The organism is Enterococcus sp. FZMF (assembly GCF_030263915.1).
In the GTDB taxonomy this organism is placed as follows: domain Bacteria; phylum Bacillota; class Bacilli; order Lactobacillales; family Enterococcaceae; genus Enterococcus_D; species Enterococcus_D casseliflavus.
The window spans coordinates 1,767,627-1,790,431 of sequence record NZ_CP127160.1 but is presented as its reverse complement, the minus strand read 5'-3'; the positions used below and the strand labels follow the sequence as shown (position 1 = coordinate 1,790,431).

Genomic DNA, 22,805 nt, shown 5'->3' with positions numbered 1-22,805 from the left:
ATGAGTACAGCGAAAAAACTGATAATTGTCTTCTTAGTACTGTTGATGGGCATCGTATCCGTCGGAACCGCCTATGCTATTAGGTTGTATTTTCAAGTAGAGGATGTCGTGGAGTCTATCCATCGACCGATCGAAGGGCGAGAAGAGGCGGAGGTTATCGAAAACGCTGAGCCCTTAAGTCTTCTCTTGTTAGGGATCGCCAATGACTCTCGTCGCAAAACGGATTACCGGGCAAACACGATCATGGTAGCGACGTTGAATCCTGCTACACGCAAAACGACCCTCACAAGTATTCCTCGAGATGCTTATGTGGAGATCGTTGGGCAAGGCTATCAGGATAAGATCAATCATGCCCATTCATTCGGTGGCGCAAAAATGATGATCGAAACTGTCGAACAATACTTGGATATACCGATTCATCATTATTTCTCCTTAAACATGGATGGGATGGCAGATCTTGTCGATGCGATTGGTGGAATCACGGTTGAAAATGAATTTGCTTTTACGGCAGAAAAAATCGATTATCCAGAGGGGACGCTCGAATTAGATGGCTGGGAGGCACTTCAATATACTCGTATGCGCAAAGATGACCCCGAAGGTGACTATGGACGCCAACGTCGTCAGCGAGAAGTGACAGAGATTTTGGCGAATGAATTAGTTTCTCTATCAAGCGTGATGCGGATTCAGGATCTGTTAACGATTATTGGGGAAAACGGTGAAACAGATTTAACGTTTTCTCAGATGAGTCAACTATTCACCCAATATCAATCGGCACTCGTTACTGTCGAATCTTACCAAATGGCGGGTACTGAGTTCACTGGCGATGGCTTTAGAGGTGAATACGGTATCTCTTATCAAGAAGTGTCGCCTGAAGAACAACAAGCGACGAGTCAGGGTTTAAAAAGCGAATTAATGCTTGATTAAGTAAGCCTTGGGTTTAATTAGTAATAACACCACTTCCTCTTTGTTCCTCTAGTAAATCGTGATTAGAGTTGACAGCTGCTTTTCCTCAGGATACTCTTTAGTCAAGCAAAGCAATTCGGCTTGAAGGGTAGCAAGAGCCTGTTCGGAGAAGGACTGTTAACTCTTTATTTGTTGCTATATCGTTTGGTTAAAAGTTACAAGGGGGGAAAAGAATGACTATCATCTTTAAAGATCAATTACCAGAGGATTCAAATCAGATTCTCGCTTTATATAAATGTGTTGGCTGGGTCGCCTATACGAAAGAACCAGAGCGACTATTAAACGGCCTAGCTCAGTCACAGGTGATCACTGCCTATGTTGAAGAGCAGCTAGTCGGACTTATTCGATGTATAACCGATGGACAAACCATTCTTTATATTCAGGATCTATTAGTAGCGCCAGCGTTCCAACGTCAAAAAATTGGCCAGCGATTGCTCAAAAAAATGCTGGCGAGATATCCATCGATTCGACAAAAGGTTTTGATCACGGACAACACAGAGAAAACGCGCCGATTTTATGAGTCTTGCGGCTTTTCCTCTGTAGAAACGCAGCAAATTGCAGCATTTATTTATTTACCTAAAAACGAGTAAATAGCCAGAAACCCGATCGCTAGTTGAAAATGGTCAATTTATTAACGGCTTTATGTTTGATGAAGGAGTGGGAGAAATGAAGCTGCGATTTGCATTATTTGTGTTAAGTTTAGTGATTGGTGTTGGCGCATGTGGAGGAAGCATGCTGGCGTTTATGAGTATTGAGCCATTAAGGAAAGGACAGTCATTTGCTGGGTTGGAATCGTCCATGCTCCAAGGAACGCCATTTACAACATTTCTGATTCCCGGGGTGTTTTTGCTAATTGTGTTAGGATTGGGCAATTTATTGGCAGCTATCCGATTGTGGCGCAACCAAGGGTATCATGGGGAATTGCTTTTAGGCATCTGTTTAGTTATCTGGATCATTGTTCAAGTGATTTTATTAAGGGGCGGGAATGTTTTGCATCTGATTTTCTTAGTGTTAGGTTTACTCCAGCTCGGTGTGGCAGCTTACTGTATCAAACACTTGCAACTCTCGGTTCCTTTTTCTGCTCATCAAAATTGATTTTGCAGAAGGGTTTTATGGGGGAAATAATTAAATTACTCAAAAGTTTCCTATGAAAAACGTGGATTTTTGAAAAAATATTCGCGAAAGGATCATTCGCTTAAAAAATTATGATAAACTGAAAGAAGTGAACGTATTTTCTAGAATCAGGAGGATCAATTATTGGAGTTTCTTAAAAAATCAAAAATTTTTGCAGGTCTGGTGATCGTCTGCCTTTTAGGGATCGCCGTCTGGATCTATTCAAATATACTGTTTGTTTTTCGACCATTAGAAGCAATCTTTTCTAGTGTCTTTTTACCAGTACTGATATCAATTTTTATTTTTTATATCTTTTTGCCTTTCTTTAATTGGGTAAAAAGAAGGACGAAAAAGAAAAGCATTGCGCTGTATGCGACACTGTTGTTGATCGTTTTTGCAGCCTATTTGATCATTCAGGTGATTGGACCCGCATTAGCCTATGAGATGGGACGCTTTATCAATCAAATACCCGTTATCATCAATTTGGTGATCGATAACATCGATCATTCCTATTTGGAGGAACTTTTCGGTCCTTTCATTGATTCGATCGATATTTCGCAAGCGAGCAATTTCGCTTTGCAGTTTATTACCGGGGCAACGAATAGTCTGACGAGTTTGATCTCCATCGTTTCTCACTCAGCGATCGTTTTGTTTACGATCCCACTGCTCTTAGTCTATATGTTTAAAGACGGTGAGAAAGTGCCAGACTTTTTAGCAAACAAAACACCAAAAAAGTACCAAGGTTTGATGCGTCAGTTATGCAGTGATTTCCACCAAGCAGCGTCTGCTTATATTGGCGGGAAATTACTTGTATGTTCGTACGTTGCCGTTTCCAGTTATTTGATTTTTTCTTTGCTAGGTTTGCAGAATGCGTTGCTTTTAGGCCTGATTTGCGGTGTCTTGGATATCATCCCATACTTCGGACCATTTATCGGAGCGGCACCCGCATTTCTATTTGCTTTAAGTTTAGATATCCGTACTGCCATTTTATTGGTAGTGGGCATCACGATCATTCAATTGGGTGAATCGTATCTAGTTTCACCTCTAGTAATGAATAAAGTGTTGCATATCCATCCGATTATTGCGGTGTTCTTATTATTGATCGCAGGCAACTTGCTGGGATTTGTTGGTATGATCGTTGCACTTCCAGTGTATTCGATCATTATGGCGATGTCTGGCACGCTACTCCGTTTTTTCCAGGAACGTAAACTAGAACGTTCTGTGATCGATAAGGAGTCATTGTAACAATAAAACTTGCAGTTGAAGAAATCTTCATCAGCAAGTTTTTTGTTTTAGATGACACATAGCACGGTATAAAGACTCATGCTATACTGATTGAAACGAAAACGACGATAGGAGTGAGGAAATGAAGGTTTTGTGGAATGATCAGATCGTTGATCGAGAGGTAGTGAGAATTGATATCGAAGACCGTGGCTATCAGTATGGTGATGGGATCTATGAAGTTATCCGAATATATAATGGCCACTGTTTTATGTTAGCGGAGCATATGGCTCGATTGGAAAGCAGTGCACAAAAAATTAAGCTAACGTTACCCTATTCGATTCCCCAATTGACTGAAAACCTAAAGTTACTCATTAAGACTGAAGGAATCACAGAAGGAGAAATCTATCTTCAGATCACCCGAGGAATCGCTTCTCCGAGAAATCACGAGTTTCCACCAGCTGGATCGGTCAAAGGGGTGGTGACGGCAAATGTGATCCCCTTTGAACGACCAGATGAAATGCAGCAAGCAGGGCTTTCGACAACCGTCCTTCCTGATGAACGCTGGTTGCATTGTGATATCAAATCATTGAGTTTGTTAGGGAATCTTTTGGCGCTGGATCAAGCGATCGAAGCTGGTTTCGATGATGCGTTACTGCAACGAGATGGCTTTTTTACAGAAGCATCTGCATCCAATCTCTGGTTTGTCATTGATGGGATCGTCTATACTCATCCGGACGGGCGCTTGGTGTTACCGGGGATCACGAAAATGAAGGTCCTTCAGTTGTGTCGCCAATTAGAAATTCCCTATCGAGAAGAACCCGTCCCGATTGAGGCACTACGCAACACGCAAGAGTGTTTCTTAACCAACTCAGTTTGGGAAATCGTTCCGATCGTCGCCATTGATGGGAAACCCGTTGGCACTGGCGAATTGGGTTCAATCACGAAACAATTGCAAGCAGCGTATATCGCTGCCACAAAGAATAAAAGCGATTCATTGTGATTATGCAATAGAAACCACCTAAAAAAGCTTTGGCAACACCCAGTATTTTTAAGGCTGGGTGGGACCAAAGCTTTTTCTTGCGTTGAAAATTGTTTCTTACCATTCACTAGGGTTCCACAACTTCCCGTCAAGTTCTCCTTGTTTCAATTCGATACGGGTTTCTTGCTGCTGCAACAACTGTCCCAGCTCTTGCAAAAATGCTTTTTCATGGTAATCAGTGGTTTCTTGAATGGATTGTTCTATCAGCGGTGTTAGCCAATCATGCCCCATCAAAGCACCTCCAATTCAGCTAAAGCATCTTCTAATTCGTTCAATGTTTCATGGTTTTCCTGCAACAGGGATAGCAAAGGAGAAAGCTGCGGTTTTTTAGAAACCAAATGTGCCAGTTTCTCAGCAAACCATTGTTGCTTTTGGTCAAACGTAAAGGGAGCGGGCATCGATAATAATTGCTGATAGGCAATGACAAAGGCACGCTTTTCTTTTTCCGTTTTATACATCAGTTGGTCAAGGACAACGATGGGTAACACGGTCATTTGGTGTTTTTTTGCCATCAGTACGAGTGGATGCAAAATTTCGTTAAAGGTCGTATTTTCTCGACCGCCTAACTGAAATTCTTTGGCAGCAACACCAGTAGAAACGGCGAAACTGATTTCTTTTCCCACCAAAGCAGGCGCACAATTTTCCCAAACCGTATCGATCCAAGCTTTCATTTTTGCTGGAACACTGTACCAATATAAGGGGAATTGTAAAACCAAACGGTCACAGTTTTGCAGCAGCGCCTGTTCATCGGCAAGAGAAAAGTCAGAAAAATCATCAAGAAAGTGTATGGTGACATTTGGAAGTTTGGCACTTTCACTGAAAAAACGTTGGGAAAGTGAGTTGTGGAAATCTGGGTGGCTAGCCACCACTAAGGTTTTTATCATGAGATTGATCATCCTTTCCTACTACATGTACCATATTTTACCAGAAAGGGAAACTAGTCTGCTTTGCTTTTCGTAGTGTTGGTCCTCTTTTAGTTTGATTTAAGGTACCTCGTCTATATTCATTGATAAGGAAGTGTCAGTAACAACTTACACGTGAAGGAAATGGGGGAATAGAGGATGGAATCAAATGATCCCTTGATCAAAGGTCTAGCAAATGTAGTAATGTTCGCCGCCAATACAGTGGAATATGTCGAAAATAAACTTGCCAGTTGCCGACAACGAATATCTGGAAAGCAACCCTCAAAAGAAAGTGACTATGGCAATGGGCAAGAGTTTACAGAATTGACTGCGCAAAAATGATAGATAGAGAGAAAATAGAAGAAGTGACTCACCTTTTACCTGGTGATTCACTTTTTTGCTGTCAAGTTCTTCATCATCAGTTGGTACTTTTCTTGATGGAAGGTATAATGAGTAAATGAAGCATAGTGGAGAGGAGAAGAATGAAGAAACAGTAGAGAGGAGAAGCAGGTGATGAACCATTTATACAAACGAATCCAATACAAAATCCCTGAGCTAAACCGAGTAGAACGAACCGTCCTTAACTATTGTTTGAGAGCGCCTGAGAAAGTTTCGGAAATGACGGCCGATGAGTTAGCTTCTCAAACCTATACTAGTCAAGCAACGATCAGTCGAATGGCGAAAAAGCTTGGCTTTACGGGTTTTCAAGAATTCAAATTTTCATTGAAAAGTTATCAAAGCCTTGAAAGAAACGAGTCTGCTACCCAAGCCTCTCTTGGCTTATCCCCACTGATCAAGCAAATGATTGACCAGCTGACGACATCCTTATCAATGATTGAAGAAGCTGACTTTCAGCGTGCCGTGGAAATGCTGCAGCAAGCACAACGAATCGAATTTTTCGCTTTAGGGCAAAGTGCGCCGGTCGCATTATCTGCAAGTCGAAAATTGCGCTTTTTAGGTAAAACAGTGGGTGCATCAACGGATTGGGATGAATTGACAACCATCGCGAACCAACTATCAAAAAATGATTTAGCTCTTTTTATTAGTCATAGTGGAGAAACGATCGGGATGCTAAATTATGCTACTCGTTTGAAACAAAGAGGCGTGCCGATTTTAGCCTGTATTGGTCAACCAAAAAGCACGTTAGAAAAGCTTGCCACCTTCTCTTTTCCTGTTGAAATGTCAGCGATTTATCATCATGAAGTCGATCTGAGCCCGCGGATCTCCTTAGCTGCGTTACTGGATATTTTAATTATTCAATACGCCAATCAAATCGAAGAAGGACTTGATCCTGAATGACCATTCCATTTTGTGAATGGTCATTCTTCTTTGGGGAACTGTATTGTAAGCCTTCTTGATATCGTTTACATTTTAAGAGATAAAAGTGTTAGGAGGAAATGATATGCAAAAAGGAAAGAAAGCAAGCTGGATGGAAATTTTTCAAGGACTTGGGAAAACATTTATGTTGCCAGTCGCTTTACTCGCATTCATGGGTTTATTTTTAGGGATTGGTAGTTCATTTTCATCTTCTTCAACGATCGACGTTTTCCCATTTTTAGGTGCCTCTTGGCTCCAAGTGGTTTTTCGATTCATGTCAACGATCGGTGGGTTTGCCTTTAGTTACTTACCCGTCATGTTTGCGATGGCGATTCCTTTAGGTCTAGCAAGAAAAGAGAAGGGAGTTGCGGCATTCTCAGGCTTTGTGGGCTATGTCGTGATGCATTTATCCATCAATTTTTATTTACAAGAAACGAATCAATTAGCTGCTGCAGATCAACTACGAGAAGCAGGGCAAGAGATCGTTTTTGGCATTCAAACATTATCAATGGGTGTTCTAGGAGGTATTATCGCAGGATTGATCGTTTATAAATTGCATATGCGCTTCTACCATTTTCAATTGCCAGATAGTTTTGCATTCTTTTCAGGAGCACGTTTTGTTCCAATCATCACCTCGCTTACTTTAGCTGTTGTCGGGGTGGTCATTCCGATGATTTGGCCGTTGTTTGCTATGATCATCACAGGAATCGGACATTTGATCCAACAAGCTGGTCCATTCGGTCCGTTCTTATTTGGTTCAGGTGAGCGCTTGTTACTGCCATTTGGATTACACCATATTTTGGTTTCCATGATTCGCTTTACCGAAGCCGGGGGAAGTCAGCTGATCGATGGTCAGCAAGTCTTTGGGGCGTTGAATATTTTTTATGCGGAATTACAAAACGGCTTGAGCATCTCACCAAGTGCAACTGCGTTCTTGTCTCAAGGGAAGATGCCAACCTTTATGTTTGGCTTACCGGCAGCAGCATTAGCTATGTACCACACGGCAAAACCTGAGAATCGTTCAAAAATAAAAGGCTTATTGATTTCAGGCGTCATTGCAACTTTTGTGACAGGAATTACTGAACCAATCGAATTTTTATTCTTATTCATCAGCCCTTTATTATGGATTTTTCATGTCATCATGACAGGTGCTGGATTTATGGTAATGAGTCTATTAGGTGTCACGATTGGAAATACCGATGGGGGCGTGCTTGATTTTCTTATCTTTGGTGTGATGCAAGGCGCATATACAAAATGGTGGCTCGTTCTGATCGTAGGAGCTTGCTGGTTTGCCCTTTATTACTTTGTTTTTAAAACAGTAATCCTTCGCAAGAACTTGAAGACACCTGGTAGAGAAGAGAACAGTGATCAAACGAATGAGTTGGAAGAGGAAATGACCTATTCTGGAAAGAGTGGCTACGATGCCCATGGTATTTTGGCAGCTTTAGGGGGAGCAAGCAATATTGATTCTTTAGACAATTGCATTACACGGCTACGCCTCGTTCTAAACGATGGTACATTGGTTGATGATGAACGGCTGAAAAAACTAGGTGCGCTTGGAGTCGTTCACTTAGATGATACTAACGTTCAAGTAATCATTGGAACGAAAGTAACAACAGTCAGAAATCAACTTGATGCGATTCTTTAGCAAAATTGTCAAGTAGTAGGAGTGAAGAAAATGTTTTTTGATGAACCAATCAATCGTAAAGGAACCCAGTGTACTCAATGGGATTATGTTGAAGACCGTTTTGGTGAAAAAAACTTGTTGCCATTTACGATTTCCGATACGGATTTCAAGGTGCCAGCTGCAGTTGAAGCGGCACTTATCAAGCGGATGCAGCACCCGGTTTTTGGGTACACACGTTGGAATCATAATGAATTCAAGCAAGCGGTCTGCAAATGGTATTCTGAACGTTTTAACAGCATGATCAAAAGCGATTGGCTGGTCTACAGTCCTTCCGTTATGTATAGCGTTAAACAGCTCGTCACCCTACTCAGTGAACCAGGAGATGGGATCATTATTCAGACGCCAGCGTATGATGCGTTTTATAAAATGATCAAAGAGAACAAAAGAAAAATCGTACCTAATACACTCATCTATGATGCTAAGTCGTATCGCATTGATTTCGAAGAGCTAACAAGATTGATGGCACAGCCTGAAAATAAAGTTCTTCTCCTCTGTAGTCCTCATAACCCAACTGGGAGAGTCTGGCAAAAGGATGAGTTGCAACGAATCATCGAATTGGCGAAAACCCATGATGTATTTATCATCTCTGATGAGATCCATATGGACATTGTAAGAAAAGGACAAAGGCATCAACCGATCATTGATTTGTTGCAAGAAAATGTAGCCCTTGTTACTTCGGGAAGTAAAACATTTAATTTCCCAGGGTTGATTTATTCTTATGGAATCATTCCTGATCCCAAGTTGCGTGAGCGCTTCTTAACTCAGTTAAAAGAAGCCGATGGGTTGAGCTCCACCAGTATTTTTGGCATGACCGCAACGATTGCTGCCTACGATAATGAAAGTAAGTGGGTGGATCAGCTCAATGACTATATTGATGGTAACATTGCTTATGTGATCGCTTATTTACAGGAACATCACCCAGAACTCGTTGTCACGAAAAGCGAAGCCACGTATCTTATGTGGATTGATTGTACAGCACTGGGTTTAACGATGGCGGAATTGCAGCAACGAATGATTCGAAAGGGGAAAGTCGCGATTATGTCAGGAGAGATCTATGGGAAAGAGGGGAGAAATTTTTTGCGCCTAAACATTGGCTGTTCGCGAGAAAAACTCATTGATGGCTTGAAGCGATTCACAATGAGTTTGACATAAAAAAGAACCCACTGAGCAATCAGAAAGATCCTGTATTCTTTCTGATCGCCAGTGGTTTTTTAGTCTTTCGTCGTGCGGGGAGTCATTGCAGTAGTAACGGGGATTGGTTCAACGACATGGAAATAACCTTCTTTGTCTTGAATGATCAGCATATCTTGCTGACTCTTGCTCTTGATGATCTCACCTTTAACAATTTCGTTGGTGACAGTCCGATAAATGCTTGTAGTCATGTTCATTCCTCCCAACGGTTTTTACCAATTGATCTTCAATAGGGGGACTAGTACAAATCAATTGCTTGATTTGTACCAGCAAGGAAAAAGAAAACGAATTGGTATCTTTAGTATAGGAGAGCAATGTTTAGATTGCTGCAATTCCATGTAAAGTTTTTGTTAATCCTTTTATTTTCAGCGATTGACTAATCGGCTAAAGAAAAACGCAAGGCCATTTTATTACTGCCAGACTCCACCATTTTTCCTAGTAACGTTGTTGCATTTTTTAAATACAGTTCGGCCATCTCAGCGTTGGCTTCTTCAAGCAGACGAGTAGGCTGCTTGTCAGCGGAAGCTTTACGATCAGTTTCTTGTTGGATGCGGCGACAAGCCGCCATCGTTTCCATTTCAAAACGGTTGGCAAGATCACTATAGCGATCGTAGTCGCTGTCTCCAATCAACGCCAAGGTGCGTCCTAACCAATAGCTATTTGATGGATCGTAGGTCTTTGTCGTATCACAATAGCCAAGTGGGGTCTTAGTGATAGCTGCATAAAAGGGCACAACGCCATTGAAGGTATTGGGGCCAAAGGCAAGCCAATGAATGCCAGCGATTGCTGCGGGCACGTGGTTGCGGATCTGTAAAATATGGACTTGCTGGTTGCGATTGAGAGCAATCGATCGGAATTGTGTTTTTTGTGTCTCGCTCCCTGTACCGTAAGGGTCAAAAGGCGTATTTTGGAAGTGGGAGCTCAATGCCCATTTTACATCTTCCACGGATAGCTTTTGTTTTGGGTAGCATACAAACGGGAGCTCTTGATCGATCGGTTCAGCGGCTGTTCCGCTAAAGTGTTTTTGAATGTACCATGCCCGCGGGTTATTGTAACGGGTATCTTTTTCTGAGGAGCTGCCAAAAATATGGCGTAGATTAATGCCTTCAAAATCAGGATTTAATTGATAGTCTTCAATCAACTGTTCGAGATCCTGCGAACACAACGTCATTTCTGAGGCGAAATCGAAGTGATCAATGTTTAAGCGATTTGGTGCCACGACATAGGCATCATCTGGTATGCGAACAGCTGCCCAGTGATGTCCACCGATGGTTTCCATATACCAGATTTCCTCGGCATCAGAAAAAGCGATCCCGTTGGCTTCATAGGTCCCATAGGTTTCTAAGAGTTCCCCTAAGCGTAAAACACCTTCTTTAGCGGAATGGATGTAAGGCAGTACGATGCTGACGAAATCAGCTTCCCCGATACCATCTTCCACATATGGATCAATAGCCAAAACGCGTGAATTGGTTGTGATCGTTTCTGTTGCAGTCATGGCGATATTTTCTTCATTGATTCCTGAAGCTGCCCAAACTCCTTGCGATTCATCTGCTTCAGGGGTTGAAGTATAGCGTAATGATTTTGCTGGCAAACTGATTCGACAGTCGCTTAAAACGGCGTAAAATTCATTTCCTTGCCGTTCTGGAGTGATGACGACGAATTTTTGCGGTTCCGAACCGCTTCCAGAATCTTCATTGCGGGCAATCATGGTCGAGCCGTCGATCGATGCTTTTTTTCCTACTAGTAAAGTGGTACAGGACGCTTTTTTTCTATCCATCTTTCCAACACTCCTTCATTTCTTCTTACGAATGATTGAAGCTAGTATATCCATAGTCTCATGGTTTTACAATGCTTTCTATAGAGAGGAACAAAAAAATTTCGCCTTTTTTATTAATTTTTAGTAGAATAAGGTGTTGTAAAAAAAATCAAAGGAGCCATTATTATGAAGAAAACAGTTGTTTTTAGTTATATTTTTTTACTAAGTCTGGTTTTTGCCGGCTGTGCCAAACCATCGATGGATGCGGGAAACTCCTCCAGTGAATCTTCGTCAGTCCAACAAAACGCCGAAGAGCGCACTGCCCAAATCAGCTTCAATAATAAAAGTGAAGAGCAAGACCAGGAGATCGAAACCAAAACGGTCACTTTTAAAGAAGGGGTTTCTTTGATGACTATCATGAAAGAGAACTTTGACTTGGAAGAAAATCAAGGGATGATCACCAGCATTGACGGTTTAGCGCAAGATGAAAAAGCTGGCTATTATTGGACATATACGATCAATGATGAAATGATTACAACTGGGGCAGATGATACCTTTTTAGGAAACAACGATAAAGTGGTTTTCACCTATGAAAAATTCGAATAAACCACTTGCATTTGCTGGAAAAGAAATTGCTTATTTAGGGCTGCTTGTGGCAGCGGCCGTCGTCGGCAGGTCACTTTTTCAACCCTTACCCAATGTTCAACCAATGACGGTGATCTTTTTATTAGTAACCATCCATTTAGGTCTTAGTCGTGGATTGATCGTTTGTCTGCTCTCGATGCTGATTACCAATTTTTACATGGGAATGGGAATATGGACGATTGCTCAATTAGTTAGCTATGCAATCATTATTTTGGGGATGTATCTGTTGTCAAAAAGCAAGCTGTTTATGAAACGATTGCTTTTACAAGTCAGCTACAGTGTATTTGCAGGGTTTGCTTATGGCTTTGTGATATCTTGGATCAGTGTCAAACTTTATGGGTTTCCTAGCTTTTGGGCTTATTATTTTCAAGGATTGAGCTTTGATGCCCTCCACGCAATAGGCAATGGCATTTTTTATCTGTTACTAGCACCGATTTTTCTGCGGCTTTTCCAACACTACTATCCAAAGAACAACAGCGAAGGGCACTAAGCGCTTCGCTTTTTTTGTTGAGTTAGCTAAGTTCGGGCAAAACGTCCATGACTAGAGGAAAAGTCTTTGACGATCAAGCGAGGTGAAAGGGGCTATGTGAGGAAACAAGCAGGCATATTGTTGTGCAAAAGCGGTTTCTGCAGGTATCCTTAAGGTATCTAAGGAAGGATGTGGCTTTTGATGAAATGGATCGTGAAAAAAGATGATTTAGAAAGCTACCGTGCGAAGTTCCATGGAAAACTGGCTGGTTATGCCGAGGAAGCCAAAATGATTGCCCTGCCAACACCAAAGTATTTTATCGTGGTGGTTGACGAAGAAAAAATCCACTTGATTCAGTTAGATCTGCAATTTCATGAAAAAGGGATGCAGACAATTATGATCCACGAGATCACAAAATTACAACTAGGCGGTGTGGTAAATAAAAAAGTCCAGATTCAGACACCTTCAACCACTGTCAAACTAATGATCAAACCGTTGGCGATCGGTATCAAAGAGGAGCAAAAAGCCTTGATCGATCGGTTTACCAGAATGTCGCGATAAACATCGGAGGAACACGCGGGAAAAATCAGCTGGATTTTTTCAAAAAAAAAGCAAGGGCAGTTGCCTGCACTTGCTTTTCGTGAGTCCTGTTATTCTGGCGTACCGACGATTTTAATAAACTCATCGATATTCTTGATTTTCATATGCTTGATCACTAACTGTTCCCGCTTGTTCCATTTTCCTTCGACTTCTAATTGGTATTTATTTAAAGGAAGGCGTAAGACATAACTGGCTAAGTAGCGATCCTTAATAATGCAATTCACGATTTTGTGGTCTTCTAAAAGTTGGATACCTGTTAGCATCATTGGCGTTTCTTGAAAAACACGGCTATTGACTAACAATCCAGTGTGGGTTTCGTTCATGGGATCTTCCTTTCTGATAAACCTGGGATAAATCATCTTTCTGTCTGTTATGTTACCTGATTTGCATCAGAAAGGCAATTCCTATAATAAATCCTCGTTATTATGTGCCACGTAAAAAGAAAGGAGGCAAAAGGAATGGTTGGGTATAACCGTTTCTCAAAAGAGTTTCAAAAGGCTTCGAAAGAACTCCGTGAAGGGAAGAAGTCCAAAAATGCCAATAAAGGGCTGCGAACACGACAAAAAATCGCTGCTGAAAAAGAACAAAAAGCACAAAATGCTTTTTCGACTGGTTTTTTGATCGGTTCCTTCAGAGAAATATTCCGCAAGAAATAAGCAAGTTCCGCTGCCAAAGCGGGACTTGCTTTTTGTTTAGAATAAATAATTGAAGAAGACACCGTTGAGAAAGGAAAAGCTCAGATAAAATAGAAAAAGTGTCACGATGTCCAGGGGTAGGCCTTTCAGAATTGGCGGAATTGCGGCAATTTGATTTCGTGTATGAACCCCTGACAAAGCACAGGAAAAGAGAAAATACATGCCTACAGCAACAAATAAATTGGTTAAATAATCGGTATAGGGAAATTGGGTCACAGTGGCGATCGTCAGCAAGATGACACTGACTAGGGTCGTCTTTTTTAGATCATTCGTCAAGAAACGTTTTTTTGCTGGAACGATCAGTAAGCATAAACTGGCAGTAATCAAGGCGATGATGGCAGCACTTACCAAATTGGTGACCACTTGATTGCCATAGACAAAGCGATTTTGAAGCAAAAGATAAAAACTTAAACCGCTCAACAAGTATGCGACTGCAATGATCCCTGACAGGAAAACCACCCGTGTCGTCACGTTCGGTTTTTTTTCTTTGACGGTCGGCGCCAAATTTTGACAGGCGTAATTTGTGAGTAGAATGACTAGGAAGACCACTAGTCGATTGGCGATCATCATATGAGAACGCTCCTTTCTTGCGTTTTAGCTCATGATTTTAAGGTTGAACGGGGTCTTTTTTCCTTCCCCTAAAATGCGAAGGCGTAAGAAGCGATCGATGAGTGGAGTAAAACAATTCATGATCAAGATGGCATAGCTCATGCCTTCGTTTGTGAAACCAAAGAAACGGAAGAGGACAACGAGAAGCCCCACGCCTAAGGCAAAAAGATTTTCTCCTGCTTTTGTTCCTGGAGTCGAAGAATAATCAGTCGCCATATAGATCGCACCCAACATGGCACCACCGCTGATGATATGCCCAATCACCGTTTGCCAACTGCCAGTAAAAAGTCCTTCTGGACCAAGGATAAAAGCAAAGAGCCCGATCGTTGCAAAAATAATCAGTGGGATACGAGGGGAGATGATTTTCTTGTAAACGAGAAAAATTCCACCCAGAAGTAAAAGCAAGGCACTGGTTTCACCGATTCGTCCCCCAGTAAATCCTAAAAAAGCATCCAACAGATCAGAACCGCTTAAGGTGTCCCCGGCCTTCATGACAGCTAATGGCGTAGCACCGGAAACGACATCGTTCGCCGTAGCTTGCGAAACCACATCAGGAGCGATGCTGCCAAAAGGTGGATCTGGCCAACTGATCAAAAACATCTGGTTATAAAACAAGCCAATCAACAAGGCGCGACCGCCAAGGGCTGGATTTAAAAAGTTATAGCCGATACCGCCAAAAAATTCTTTGACGATGATCACGGCAAACGCCACCCCGATCACTGGGAAATACCAAGGTGCGGTCGGTGGAAGATTCATCGTTAAAAGCAATGCCGTCACAACGATGCTTAGATCGAAACGAAATGGCCGTTTGATGAGGTAGGACCAAATTCCGTCTGCGGCAAACGCCGTGGCTAACGCAATGAAAAACAACCCATATACCTTGAGCCCGAAAAGGTAGCCCGAGAATAAAACTGCTGGTAGTAAGGCTAGTACTACACAGCCCATGATTTTGACTGTTTCGTCATTGCTGCGAATATGGGGGCTTGGTGGTGTTTCTTGGTTTTTTCGTTGCTGAAAGAGGCGCTCGCTATCGGAATCCTTGTAGTAATCAGGCACTTTCCTTCGCCTCCTTCTGCAGCTGTGCAACCTTGCCTTTTGCGGCAGTGATGTTGGCAGCTAAGGAACGTTTGGCTGGACAGACAAAGGTGCAAGCACCACAATTGATACACGCTTCTGCCAGCAATTCTTCACATTTTTGATAATCGCCTGCTCGATAGAATTGATCAATCTCCATCGGCATCAGGCGCATCGGACAAGCTTCAACACATTTATTGCAGCGAATGCAGGGGTTCTCGGCATATAGCCAATCGGTTTCTTCATTAAAAACAACGATCCCGTTGCTGCCTTTGGTGACCGGAACCTTTAATGTTTTGACGGATTTCCCCATCATGGGGCCGCCAAGAATCAGCTTGCTGGGCGCACCTTGAAAGCCGCCAGCAAAATCGATCAACTCTCCTGCGAGTGTTCCTAAAGGATTTTTGACGATGCGTGGATGTTGAACATCACCAGTCACGGTTGTATAGCGTTCAATCAGTGGTTTGTCATAACAGACCGCTTCAGCGATGGCAAAGCTGGTGGCAACATTGATCAATACGATCCCAATATCGGCAGTCAAGCCGCCTAAAGGTACCTCCTGATCGGTCAATAACTCTACTAACTGCTTTTCACCACCGGTTGGATAAACAGTTGGGACAGTAACGACTTCTATCGTGTCATCCTCTGCACTTGCGGCTTGCATCGCTGAAATGGCTAGCGGTTTATCATCCTCGATGCCAATGATGATTTTTGGATCAGCTAACAATTTTTGGGCAATTTTTGCCCCTTGGATGATTTTTTGGGCTTCTTTTTGCATTAAGAAGGCATCACTGCGCAAAAAGGGCTCACATTCAGATCCGTTTAAGATCAAGGTATGGATTTTTTTATTTTCATCAATACTGAATTTGACATGGGTGGGAAACGTTGCACCGCCTTTGCCGGCGATACCGCCTTGACGGATTTTTTTGAGGATCGTTTCGTTAGCAGCAGATTGCCAGTTGAATGGGGTAGACAAAAAATCATTATCGAAGGCATAATCGTTTTCAATGATGATGGTTTTTCCTTCTTCATTGTTTTGATTTGGCCAATCGACAATATCGACGATTTTGCCCGAAACAGATGCATGGACTTTCGCAGATACAAAGGCATCTGCTTCAGCGATCACTTGCCCTTGCTTGACGTACTCACCAACGGAAACCGTCGGTTCGACAGGGGCACCAATATGTTGTGCCAAAGGGATAAAGACCATCGTGGGTGAAAAGGTAAGGATTTCATCCTGTTCGATCATTAATTTTTCTTTTAACATTTGTAACGGGGGACTTAGTGAAATTCCACCAGTAAATGTTCTCATAGCCAACACTCCTTTTTTCTCCTAACTTTATTCTAGCATGCCATCCGCATTCTCAAAACCATAAACGCTTACATTTCACAAGAAAAACTTATTTCGGTTGACATATGATTGTTTGTTCATATATAATCAGGGTATAAACATGATTGGTCGTTCATATGTTCGATGGAATAGAGGAGGTTTTGATGATGGCTGAACATACTTGTCAACACGAGCACACAAAAACGAAGGGACATACGCATACCCATGATCATGGGACGTTTCCTCGTAAAGTTTACTTCGCGGGGGTAATCTTCTTTATAGTGGCGCTGTTTATTTCGAATCAATGGGTAAAAGACGGGGTTTATTTTGCTGCAGTTTTATTAGCGGGCTACCACATTTCGTGGGAAGGGATCGAGGATACCGTAAAAAGCACAAGAATCAATCGGCACTTTACGCCAAATGTACATCTATTGATGTTATTAGCAGCGATAGGGTCAATGATCATAGGCAATTTTAATGAGGCAGCCTTACTGATTTTGATTTTTGCTGGTGCTCACTTTTTAGAAGAATACGCGGAAGGGCAAAGCCGACGAGAAATCACCAATCTTCTCAAATTGAATCCAACGGAAGCACGTTTGATGGGCCCAGATGGGAAAGCCAAAAAAATTGCTGCTTCAGAGATAAAAAAAGGGGATATTTTACAAGTTTTGCCTGGTGATCAGTTAGCAACAGATGGGGTGATTCTTTCTGGCACGAGTGCCATCAACGAAGCTTCCATCAATGGTGAGAGTATACCGCGAGAAAAAACAGCGGGAGACGAAGTTTATGGCAGTACCATCAATGGCAATGGAACATTTTTGATGGAAGTCACAAAAGACAGCTCGGAAACGGTCTTTGCCAAAATTCTTTCAGTCGTTGAAGCGGCACAGTCGAATCAGTCACCAACAGAAACACGAATCAAAAAAATCGAACCAATCTATGTAACCATTGTTTTCATTGCAGTCCCTTTGTTCATCTTAACAGCACCGTTTCTACTTGGTTGGGATTGGTATACCAGTTTTTATCGCGGGATCGTGATGATGATTGCAGCGTCTCCTTGTGCGTTAGCGGCAAGTGCGGTACCTGCTAGTTTATCTGCGATTTCAAATCTAGCGAAAAAAGGGATTCTTTTTAAAGGCAGCAACTACTTAACGAATTTTGCTCAGATCAAAGCGGTGGCATTTGACAAAACGGGCACGTTGACCGTCGGAAAACCAACGGTCACGGATGTCATTTTCGCTGAAGCCATCGATCAAGCAGAGGCCGCTTCCATCATCGTTTCGCTGGAAAAACAAGCCAATCATCCATTAGCAGATGCGATCGTTACTTATTTTGAGAAGAACAATAAAGGGCAGCAAAGCGAACAGCTGACGGTTACGAATGAGATTGGTTCCGGTTTAGTAGCCGTCTCAGGAACAAAAACCTATCGATTAGGAAAAAGAACCGAAAACTCCCAGTTAACAGGTTCGTTGGAGCAACAGTACCGTCACCTGGAGGCGCAAGGAAAAACGATGGTCGTTTTTTCCATTAATGAAGAGGTTGTCGCAATCATCGCTTTGATGGATGAGCCGAACGAACAGGCAGCTTCTGTGATTCGTTATTTAAAAAATGAAGGGATCCATACCGTTATGATCACCGGAGATAGTGCGTCTGCTGGGGAAGCCATCGGAAAGCGGCTAAACGTTGATCAAGTGGCGGCTAATGTGTTGCCTGAGAACAAAGCGGAAGCGGTTCGAGCACTCCAAGAAGCCTACGGACAAACCGCCATGGTGGGGGATGGCATCAATGATGCGCCCGCACTTGTTCAGGCAGACATCGGTTTTGCGATGGGGGAAGGGTCAGATGTTGCTATCGAAGTGGGGGACGCCGTGATCATGAAAAATGATCTTTCACGCTTCGCGTATGCCTATCGCTTAGCGAAGAAAATGGATCGAATCATTTGGCAAAATATTTTCTTCTCCATGTTTATCGTCGCATTATTAGTCGGGTTGAATCTATTTGGAAAAATGAATATTGGGCTGGGGGTATTTGCCCATGAAGGAAGTACGTTGATTGTATTGTTTAACGGGTTGCGCCTTTTGCGCAAACTGCCAGATGCATAAAAAAAAGCGGCTATCGAAGGATAGCTGCTTTTTTAATGACTGAATTGTGTCGAAGTTGGAAAATCAAAGGCATCGATTTTTTGCAATCGATTTTCGATCCTTCTTAAAATCCCTTCAGAGGAATCCAACGGTTTGATTGCATGATAAGCAGTCAGTAACAGGTCTTTTTCTTTAGCGGGACGATTTTCGATGCGGTAGATATTTGCTAGTCGTTCCACGTATTCATAATGACTATAGTCTGTTTTGTTGATCAAGAAATGCAAAAGATCTTTTGCTTTTGCGTAGTCTTCTTGAAGATAGAAACTGATTGCTTCACGATACAATTTGATATCAAGTTCTTCGATCTGGTCAGGGGTTGCTTTAAGCGCACGCCACTCATTGATCGAGATTTTTCGTACGACTTTGCCAGTTGCATCGGTCAAAAAAATTACCGGTACATCGTTTGGATGTTTTGCTTCTTGCTTGATTTTCTTCATGTCGCACCTCCCGCGTGTCAATGGACTGACTGTTTGATATCTCCTATTTTAAAAGGAATAGCGGGAAAAGTCTACATGTAGATGTTAGATTCGTAGGAAATTTTAAAACATTCTCATTTATTAGGCTCTTTTTCGTTGAAAATGGTTGACCGCATCGGAGGCACCCATGAAAATCAAGATCCCGCCAAAAATTTGGAAGAATAACAACCAAGTGGCAAAAGGATTCAATACTAGGATGATCCCTGCAGCAATGATCAATAGACTGATGATCAAGCTAGTGATATAAGGTAAACCAATGCGTTTTTGGTTAAAGCTTGCCATCAATCGGGTGCAACCGCTGATGGTGATCATGATTCCTAAGAAAAATGGCACGATGGCAAGTAACCCTTTGGCAAAAACTAAAATCGCAGCTGCCGCAATCAGCAGTAAGATACCAGAGACGGATTGCACATTGCGATAGCCCTTTTGTTTTTCTTTGTAGCTCGTATACAAGCTAATGATCCCTAAACATGCAATATACCCGGCAACAAGATAAACGATCGTGTTAAAGACAGATCGGGGTGCAATCAAGATGATGAAGCCAAAGACGATATATACGACGGCACGAAGTAAATCATAGCGTTGTAATTTATCAAAAAATGCATTCATGATAATTCCTCCTTTTTTTCCTATTGTACCGAATTCTTGTTAAAATAGATATCAAAAAACCTACGAAATAGGCTAAGCCTTTTGTATCAGATGGTTTTTTGGTAGAATAAGGAAAAGAAAACAGAACGGAGAGTATTATGAGTGGGTTAACGCTAGTGATGTGTGCCTTTACGATCGTTTTATACCTTTATTTATTCGTGGTAAGGAAAGACATTCAATTTCTTGCTGTGGAGCGCAAACTAAGCAAGGTCGCCATTACGATTTTTTCAGTAATGATTATCCTATCTATGGTGATGATGGAAGAGGCACTTGATAATCGGGTGAGAGGGATCGTTTCGGGTTTGGTCTTTTTGAGCTTTGTTTTAGATAGCCGCGGCTTAGCACTTGATCGAATCATTGTCCATCCAATGAGTATCAAAGGGATACTATACCAAGAGATCGATCGAGTCGTTTTATTTCAAGAAAAGGAAGGGCAGCCCATCAAGATGAACTATTTTCGAAGAGGGATGAGAGGCCCATTGATGAAATTCAAGCAGCCATTAGCAGAATTGGTTGTTTTCTTGTCAGAACACTTGAATGAAGGGACACCGATCGATATTTTAGTCGATCATGATCAAGGAACAAAGGACTAAAAGACCCTCGATTACTGCCAGTTTAAGGCGTAATCAAGGGTCTTTTTTTAGGTTGAAAATTGATTAATGGAACACGCGGAAGCGCTCATCGTCACTTAGAAATTCTTTTTCGTTCGGTTCGCTTTCTTTTGAACCAAAAACTAGTTGCGCCCGTAGTTGCCAATTTTCAGGAATTGACCATTCAGCTGCAACAGCATCATCGATGACAGGGTTGTAATGCTGTAAGTTGGCACCTAATCCAGCTTCTTCTAAAGCGGTCCAAGCGTTCGCTTGAGCGATCCCATTCGATTGTTCTGCCCAAACGGGAAAGTTCTCTGCATATAGAGCAAATTGCTCTTGCAAATTTTTCACGGTATCCGTGTGAATAAAGAATAGAACGGTTCCGTAACCCGCTTTAAAACCAGCAAGTTTTTGTTTTGTCGCTTCAAACGCTTCGGGTGGTGTCAATGGTTCTATCGCAGCCTCTGTTAATGTCCACAATTTTTCGTGGGCTTCGCCAAATAAAATCACGGCTCTTGGTGATTGTGCGTTAAACGCAGTTGGACTATTTTTCACTGCTTCTTTCACAATGTCTTCGATTTCAGTGTCGGAAAGAGCCACATTTTTACCTAGCCCATAGATTGAGCGGCGCTGTTTGATTGTATCAAGAAATTTTGTCATCGTATTCCCACCTTTTCTATTGTCATAGAGTGAAGTATACATTCTTACTTAATGTTAGTAAAAGAAAATGCTTGGGACGTCAAAAAGTCAGGCAAACGCACCTGACTTTTTCTTATTGGGCATCGATAGCAATGAATTTAACGGTCACGTATTCTTCAGGGCCATATTTGCCGTTTTCACGACCAAAACCGGAATGCTTGACGCCGCCGAAGGGAGCCGCCGGATTTGAGATCGCAATGTCATTGACCCCAACCATCCCATAATGGAGGTTTTGGGCTACATCCGAGATCGTTTGCAAATTCGTTGAAAAGAAGTAGGAAGCTAGTCCAAATTCCGTATCATTTGCCGCAGCGATGACTGCTTGTCGATCCGTAAATGAGATCAATGGGATCACAGGTCCAAAGGTTTCTTCATAGTAGATAGCCATCTCGGAAGTAATCCCATCGATGACCGTTGGTGCGAAGAAGTTGCCTTTTTCGTACTCACCTTCAGTAAGCTTCTTACCACCGAGTAAAACTTTAGCTCCTTTATTTACCGCATCTTCCAACTGCTCGATGACTTTTTCAACGCCTGCTTGGTTGATCAAAGGACCAACAGTAGGGTTTTCCAGACCATTGCCGACCGTTACGGTTTCCATTTTCGCTAGTAATGTTTTGGTAAAGGCGTCTTTGACGGACTCTTCGACAAAAATTCGATTGGGGGATGTACAGACCTGACCGTTGTTGCGGAATTTTGCTGCAATTAATTTTTCAGCAGCTAAATCTAAATCAGCATCAGCAAAAACAAGAAACGGGGCATGACCACCTAACTCCAATGAAACTTTTTTCAGAGTTGGTGCTGCTTGTTCATATAATTTCATCCCAACTTTCGTGGAGCCGGTAAAGGTGATTTTTTTGACTTGTTCATTTTCGGTCAATTCTTTCCCAATCTCAGAAGAATCTCCTAAGACGATATTGACGACCCCGTCAGGAAGTCCTGCTTGTTGAAAAAGCTCGCCTAAAGCTAATGCGGATAGAGGGGTTTCTTTTGATGGTTTCATAACAAGGGTACAGCCAACGGCCATAGCAGGTGCAATTTTTCTTGCAATCATGTTAGAAGGAAAGTTCCAAGGCGTGATCGCGCCAACAACCCCGATCGCTTCTTTGCGTACCAGCCAATGATTGTGTTCAGGGGCTGGAATCACTTCGCCATAGACCCGTTGCGCTTCAGCTGCATTCCAACGGAAATTGTCAACGTTGGATTGGATTTCTGCCTCCGCTTCTTTTAATGGTTTTCCTTGTTCCATACTCATGATTTTTGCTAAACGATCGCTTTCTTCCTCCATCAAATCAGCAATGACGTTCATCAAGTCGGCACGTTCTCGAGGGGAGCGTTTTGACCATTCGGGAAAAGCAATCGCTGCGGCATCGATTGCTTGCTTGGTTTCCTCGATCCCTCCTTGACTGACTTTTACGAGTTCTTCATTAGTGGCAGGATTGGTAACCGAAACCGACTCTTTTGTTCCTTCAAGCCATTTTCCGTTAATCAATAACTTTGTTGGTACTTGTGGTAACTGTTGGTTCATCTTGGCACTTCCTTTCAATAATGGGTTCTTATTTAACCCTAGCACGGATCAGAAAGGATGACAATTCATATGCAAGTCTCTTGATTCTCCAAATTTTTGTAAAGAACCA

27 protein-coding genes are annotated in these 22,805 nt (G+C 42.3%); 15 read left to right on the top strand and 12 right to left on the bottom strand.

Annotated features, from left to right (window positions below):
- The 5 genes from QN079_RS08705 (at position 1) to dat (ending at position 4,300) form a co-directional block, all read left to right on the top strand.
- The gene (locus QN079_RS08705; protein WP_289229527.1) at positions 1 to 924 is read left to right on the top strand and encodes an LCP family glycopolymer transferase; all 924 of its coding nucleotides are present in this window, start codon (positions 1 to 3) and stop codon (positions 922 to 924) included.
- A 212-nt stretch (positions 925 to 1,136) separates the two neighbouring features.
- Positions 1,137 to 1,553 (top strand): GNAT family N-acetyltransferase, encoded by a 417-nt coding sequence (locus QN079_RS08700; RefSeq protein WP_005226220.1) that lies wholly within the window; start codon positions 1,137 to 1,139, stop codon positions 1,551 to 1,553.
- Positions 1,554 to 1,629: 76 nt separating this feature from the next.
- A complete protein-coding gene (locus QN079_RS08695; protein ID WP_015509791.1) occupies positions 1,630 to 2,058 on the top strand; it encodes a hypothetical protein in 429 nt (142 codons plus the stop codon).
- Positions 2,059 to 2,220: 162 nt separating this feature from the next.
- The gene (locus QN079_RS08690) at positions 2,221 to 3,321 is read left to right on the top strand and encodes an AI-2E family transporter (protein WP_010748435.1); all 1,101 of its coding nucleotides are present in this window, start codon (positions 2,221 to 2,223) and stop codon (positions 3,319 to 3,321) included.
- 121 nt (positions 3,322 to 3,442) lie between these two features.
- Complete coding sequence (gene dat, locus QN079_RS08685; protein WP_289229526.1) at positions 3,443 to 4,300, top strand: D-amino-acid transaminase; 858 nt, start codon at positions 3,443 to 3,445, stop codon at positions 4,298 to 4,300.
- 96 nt (positions 4,301 to 4,396) lie between these two features.
- On the opposite strand, the gene QN079_RS08680 is transcribed toward dat, so the two are convergent.
- Positions 4,397 to 4,570, bottom strand: a complete 174-nt coding sequence (locus tag QN079_RS08680) for a hypothetical protein (RefSeq protein ID WP_005226215.1) — start codon at positions 4,568 to 4,570, stop codon at positions 4,397 to 4,399.
- Positions 4,570 to 5,235 carry an NAD(P)H-dependent oxidoreductase gene (locus QN079_RS08675; protein WP_353957168.1) on the bottom strand — a complete coding sequence of 222 codons (666 nt, stop codon included), beginning with the start codon at positions 5,233 to 5,235 and terminating at the stop codon, positions 4,570 to 4,572. Before QN079_RS08675 ends, QN079_RS08680 begins: the two co-directional genes overlap by 1 nt.
- Positions 5,236 to 5,400: 165 nt before the next feature.
- Here QN079_RS08675 and QN079_RS08670 point away from each other — a divergent pair, with 165 nt between their 5' ends.
- The 4 genes from QN079_RS08670 (at position 5,401) to QN079_RS08655 (ending at position 9,397) form a co-directional block, all read left to right on the top strand.
- A complete protein-coding gene (locus QN079_RS08670; protein ID WP_289229524.1) occupies positions 5,401 to 5,583 on the top strand; it encodes a hypothetical protein in 183 nt (60 codons plus the stop codon).
- A 171-nt stretch (positions 5,584 to 5,754) separates the two neighbouring features.
- On the top strand, positions 5,755 to 6,540 hold the full coding sequence (locus tag QN079_RS08665; protein WP_289229523.1) for a MurR/RpiR family transcriptional regulator: 786 nt from the start codon (positions 5,755 to 5,757) through the stop codon (positions 6,538 to 6,540).
- A gap of 103 nt (positions 6,541 to 6,643) precedes the next feature.
- A complete protein-coding gene (gene malX / locus QN079_RS08660) occupies positions 6,644 to 8,206 on the top strand; it encodes a maltose/glucose-specific PTS transporter subunit IIBC (protein ID WP_289229522.1) in 1,563 nt (520 codons plus the stop codon).
- A 30-nt stretch (positions 8,207 to 8,236) separates the two neighbouring features.
- Entirely contained in the window at positions 8,237 to 9,397 is a 1,161-nt protein-coding gene (locus QN079_RS08655) for a MalY/PatB family protein (protein ID WP_289229521.1), read from the top strand.
- 59 nt (positions 9,398 to 9,456) lie between these two features.
- Here the strand turns inward: QN079_RS08655 and QN079_RS08650 are convergent, their stop codons facing one another.
- Complete coding sequence (locus QN079_RS08650; RefSeq protein WP_010748430.1) at positions 9,457 to 9,627, bottom strand: hypothetical protein; 171 nt, start codon at positions 9,625 to 9,627, stop codon at positions 9,457 to 9,459.
- Between the two features lie 185 nt (positions 9,628 to 9,812).
- Positions 9,813 to 11,213, bottom strand: coding sequence for a C69 family dipeptidase (locus tag QN079_RS08645; protein ID WP_289229520.1), 1,401 nt, complete (start codon positions 11,211 to 11,213; stop codon positions 9,813 to 9,815).
- Positions 11,214 to 11,378: 165 nt separating this feature from the next.
- On the opposite strand from QN079_RS08645, the gene QN079_RS08640 reads away from it, so the two are divergent.
- From QN079_RS08640 to QN079_RS08630, 3 genes are all read left to right on the top strand, one after another.
- Entirely contained in the window at positions 11,379 to 11,798 is a 420-nt protein-coding gene (locus QN079_RS08640) for a DUF4430 domain-containing protein (protein ID WP_005226209.1), read from the top strand.
- On the top strand, positions 11,782 to 12,327 hold the full coding sequence (locus tag QN079_RS08635; protein WP_015509784.1) for a metal ABC transporter permease: 546 nt from the start codon (positions 11,782 to 11,784) through the stop codon (positions 12,325 to 12,327). The genes QN079_RS08640 and QN079_RS08635 overlap by 17 nt, the downstream gene beginning before the upstream one ends.
- Before the next feature lie 180 nt (positions 12,328 to 12,507).
- Entirely contained in the window at positions 12,508 to 12,867 is a 360-nt protein-coding gene (locus tag QN079_RS08630; protein ID WP_008381942.1) for a hypothetical protein, read from the top strand.
- An 89-nt stretch (positions 12,868 to 12,956) separates the two neighbouring features.
- Here QN079_RS08630 and QN079_RS08625 read toward each other — a convergent pair whose 3' ends face one another.
- Complete coding sequence (locus tag QN079_RS08625) at positions 12,957 to 13,229, bottom strand: hypothetical protein (protein ID WP_005226206.1); 273 nt, start codon at positions 13,227 to 13,229, stop codon at positions 12,957 to 12,959.
- Positions 13,230 to 13,364: 135 nt separating this feature from the next.
- On the opposite strand from QN079_RS08625, the gene QN079_RS08620 reads away from it, so the two are divergent.
- Positions 13,365 to 13,562 (top strand): hypothetical protein, encoded by a 198-nt coding sequence (locus QN079_RS08620; protein WP_015509783.1) that lies wholly within the window; start codon positions 13,365 to 13,367, stop codon positions 13,560 to 13,562.
- Between the two features lie 36 nt (positions 13,563 to 13,598).
- On the opposite strand, the gene QN079_RS08615 is transcribed toward QN079_RS08620, so the two are convergent.
- Genes QN079_RS08615 through rsxC form a run of 3 tightly spaced genes read right to left on the bottom strand, consistent with a single transcriptional unit; the run spans position 13,599 to position 16,596 of the window.
- A complete protein-coding gene (locus QN079_RS08615) occupies positions 13,599 to 14,171 on the bottom strand; it encodes a hypothetical protein (protein ID WP_015509782.1) in 573 nt (190 codons plus the stop codon).
- A gap of 24 nt (positions 14,172 to 14,195) precedes the next feature.
- A complete protein-coding gene (locus tag QN079_RS08610) occupies positions 14,196 to 15,266 on the bottom strand; it encodes an RnfABCDGE type electron transport complex subunit D (protein WP_015509781.1) in 1,071 nt (356 codons plus the stop codon).
- Complete coding sequence (gene rsxC / locus QN079_RS08605) at positions 15,259 to 16,596, bottom strand: electron transport complex subunit RsxC (protein WP_034857394.1); 1,338 nt, start codon at positions 16,594 to 16,596, stop codon at positions 15,259 to 15,261. Before rsxC ends, QN079_RS08610 begins: the two co-directional genes overlap by 8 nt.
- 185 nt (positions 16,597 to 16,781) lie before the next feature.
- Between rsxC and QN079_RS08600 the strand changes: the two genes are divergently transcribed.
- Complete coding sequence (locus QN079_RS08600; protein ID WP_502875153.1) at positions 16,782 to 18,716, top strand: heavy metal translocating P-type ATPase; 1,935 nt, start codon at positions 16,782 to 16,784, stop codon at positions 18,714 to 18,716.
- A gap of 32 nt (positions 18,717 to 18,748) precedes the next feature.
- On the opposite strand, the gene QN079_RS08595 is transcribed toward QN079_RS08600, so the two are convergent.
- On the bottom strand, positions 18,749 to 19,192 hold the full coding sequence (locus tag QN079_RS08595; RefSeq protein WP_005226200.1) for a hypothetical protein: 444 nt from the start codon (positions 19,190 to 19,192) through the stop codon (positions 18,749 to 18,751).
- A 120-nt stretch (positions 19,193 to 19,312) separates the two neighbouring features.
- Positions 19,313 to 19,840 carry an HdeD family acid-resistance protein gene (locus QN079_RS08590; RefSeq protein ID WP_005226199.1) on the bottom strand — a complete coding sequence of 176 codons (528 nt, stop codon included), beginning with the start codon at positions 19,838 to 19,840 and terminating at the stop codon, positions 19,313 to 19,315.
- Between the two features lie 137 nt (positions 19,841 to 19,977).
- Between QN079_RS08590 and QN079_RS08585 the strand changes: the two genes are divergently transcribed.
- Entirely contained in the window at positions 19,978 to 20,472 is a 495-nt protein-coding gene (locus tag QN079_RS08585; protein WP_128432766.1) for a hypothetical protein, read from the top strand.
- A gap of 63 nt (positions 20,473 to 20,535) precedes the next feature.
- On the opposite strand, the gene QN079_RS08580 is transcribed toward QN079_RS08585, so the two are convergent.
- The gene (locus tag QN079_RS08580) at positions 20,536 to 21,132 is read right to left on the bottom strand and encodes a nitroreductase family protein (protein WP_074933687.1); all 597 of its coding nucleotides are present in this window, start codon (positions 21,130 to 21,132) and stop codon (positions 20,536 to 20,538) included.
- A gap of 112 nt (positions 21,133 to 21,244) precedes the next feature.
- Positions 21,245 to 22,696: an NAD-dependent succinate-semialdehyde dehydrogenase gene (locus tag QN079_RS08575; RefSeq protein ID WP_289229518.1), complete on the bottom strand. Its 1,452-nt coding sequence runs from the start codon at positions 22,694 to 22,696 to the stop codon at positions 21,245 to 21,247.
- Positions 22,697 to 22,805 lie beyond the last annotated feature (109 nt).

Coding starts and splice junctions, on each gene's coding strand:
- QN079_RS08705 (WP_289229527.1), top strand. CDS start 1: ATGAGTACAGCGAAAAAACTGATAATTGTCTTCTTAGTACTGTTGATG.
- QN079_RS08700 (WP_005226220.1), top strand. CDS start 1,137: ATGACTATCATCTTTAAAGATCAATTACCAGAGGATTCAAATCAGATT.
- QN079_RS08695 (WP_015509791.1), top strand. CDS start 1,630: ATGAAGCTGCGATTTGCATTATTTGTGTTAAGTTTAGTGATTGGTGTT.
- dat (WP_289229526.1), top strand. CDS start 3,443: ATGAAGGTTTTGTGGAATGATCAGATCGTTGATCGAGAGGTAGTGAGA.
- QN079_RS08680 (WP_005226215.1), bottom strand. CDS start 4,570: ATGGGGCATGATTGGCTAACACCGCTGATAGAACAATCCATTCAAGAA.
- QN079_RS08675 (WP_353957168.1), bottom strand. CDS start 5,235: ATGATCAATCTCATGATAAAAACCTTAGTGGTGGCTAGCCACCCAGAT.
- QN079_RS08670 (WP_289229524.1), top strand. CDS start 5,401: ATGGAATCAAATGATCCCTTGATCAAAGGTCTAGCAAATGTAGTAATG.
- QN079_RS08665 (WP_289229523.1), top strand. CDS start 5,755: ATGAACCATTTATACAAACGAATCCAATACAAAATCCCTGAGCTAAAC.
- malX (WP_289229522.1), top strand. CDS start 6,644: ATGCAAAAAGGAAAGAAAGCAAGCTGGATGGAAATTTTTCAAGGACTT.
- QN079_RS08655 (WP_289229521.1), top strand. CDS start 8,237: ATGTTTTTTGATGAACCAATCAATCGTAAAGGAACCCAGTGTACTCAA.
- QN079_RS08650 (WP_010748430.1), bottom strand. CDS start 9,627: ATGACTACAAGCATTTATCGGACTGTCACCAACGAAATTGTTAAAGGT.
- QN079_RS08645 (WP_289229520.1), bottom strand. CDS start 11,213: ATGGATAGAAAAAAAGCGTCCTGTACCACTTTACTAGTAGGAAAAAAA.
- QN079_RS08640 (WP_005226209.1), top strand. CDS start 11,379: ATGAAGAAAACAGTTGTTTTTAGTTATATTTTTTTACTAAGTCTGGTT.
- QN079_RS08635 (WP_015509784.1), top strand. CDS start 11,782: ATGAAAAATTCGAATAAACCACTTGCATTTGCTGGAAAAGAAATTGCT.
- QN079_RS08630 (WP_008381942.1), top strand. CDS start 12,508: ATGAAATGGATCGTGAAAAAAGATGATTTAGAAAGCTACCGTGCGAAG.
- QN079_RS08625 (WP_005226206.1), bottom strand. CDS start 13,229: ATGAACGAAACCCACACTGGATTGTTAGTCAATAGCCGTGTTTTTCAA.
- QN079_RS08620 (WP_015509783.1), top strand. CDS start 13,365: ATGGTTGGGTATAACCGTTTCTCAAAAGAGTTTCAAAAGGCTTCGAAA.
- QN079_RS08615 (WP_015509782.1), bottom strand. CDS start 14,171: ATGATGATCGCCAATCGACTAGTGGTCTTCCTAGTCATTCTACTCACA.
- rsxC (WP_034857394.1), bottom strand. CDS start 16,596: ATGAGAACATTTACTGGTGGAATTTCACTAAGTCCCCCGTTACAAATG.
- QN079_RS08600 (WP_502875153.1), top strand. CDS start 16,782: ATGGCTGAACATACTTGTCAACACGAGCACACAAAAACGAAGGGACAT.
- QN079_RS08595 (WP_005226200.1), bottom strand. CDS start 19,192: ATGAAGAAAATCAAGCAAGAAGCAAAACATCCAAACGATGTACCGGTA.
- QN079_RS08590 (WP_005226199.1), bottom strand. CDS start 19,840: ATGAATGCATTTTTTGATAAATTACAACGCTATGATTTACTTCGTGCC.
- QN079_RS08585 (WP_128432766.1), top strand. CDS start 19,978: ATGAGTGGGTTAACGCTAGTGATGTGTGCCTTTACGATCGTTTTATAC.
- QN079_RS08580 (WP_074933687.1), bottom strand. CDS start 21,132: ATGACAAAATTTCTTGATACAATCAAACAGCGCCGCTCAATCTATGGG.
- QN079_RS08575 (WP_289229518.1), bottom strand. CDS start 22,696: ATGAACCAACAGTTACCACAAGTACCAACAAAGTTATTGATTAACGGA.